1 protein-coding gene is annotated in these 852 nt (G+C 41.3%); it reads right to left on the bottom strand.

Annotated elements, in window-relative coordinates:
• Positions 1-17: 17 nt before the first annotated feature.
• Complete coding sequence (locus tag DWW81_RS13045) at positions 18-788, bottom strand: phage antirepressor KilAC domain-containing protein (protein ID WP_181982761.1); 771 nt, start codon at positions 786-788, stop codon at positions 18-20.
• Between the last annotated feature and the right edge of the window lie 64 nt (positions 789-852).

The following is an 852-nucleotide window of genomic DNA, read 5'->3' as shown; positions in this document are numbered from 1 at the left end:
TTTTGGCTTTTTGGACATCACGACATCTCCTTTCCGTAATATTTTCTCAGCAGACCTATGATAAAAAGCTGACCCTTTCCCGTCACAAACGTCTGCCGATAAGTCTTTTTCATACCCTCGACTTCGAACACAGACTCTTTTACAACAAAATATCTGCGGTCAATATATCTCTGATACGGCAGATTGTTTGACATAAGAACTCCCATTTCTTTCAGCCAGCGAAACAGTCTTGTTCTGCCAATATTGAAATTTTTATCAGCCGTCAGCTTTGCCATAGCGTTCATATCTATTAGATCCTCGCTGTCGGCAACGTGCAGAGCGAAATCCACGAGTGGCTTATCATTTCTGATCCGTTCATTCAATTTGCTGATAAACGTCATTTGCAGACGGAAAAGATTTTTGTACGGTTCGTCGAGGAAGGGCAGGTAGTTTTCAATAAACATTTCTTCGTTCGAAACATAACCGCCTGTTCTGCGTATAGTTGGGAGGACATCGTCAAATATCCAGCTTTCAAATTTCTCAGCAGAGGGAAGTCTGGAGTGGGATATAAGTCTGTAAAGATTACCTTCAGAAATAAACTTAGCACCTTGCTTTCTGCCCATTGAATCTATGAGGTGGTGAATCACCACCCCATCTTTTTTGCAATGAGTTTTTATCGCATTGTTCGTATCGCTATACCCCAATGCGAGAGCCACGTCTTTTCCGCAAAACATCACCCTTCCGTTTTCCTCGATAGTTCTCACCGAGCCGAACTCTTCATTCTCAAATATTTTTATCTTCTGTTCCATTTTCATTCTCCTTGTCGATCTCTGAAATATACTTTCCAATAGCCTCGATAACATTTGTAGTCAC

This window comes from Ruminococcus sp. AF17-1AC (assembly GCF_003461385.1).
In the GTDB taxonomy this organism is placed as follows: domain Bacteria; phylum Bacillota; class Clostridia; order Oscillospirales; family Ruminococcaceae; genus Hominimerdicola; species Hominimerdicola aceti.
This window is presented reverse-complemented; position numbering and strand designations above follow the sequence as displayed.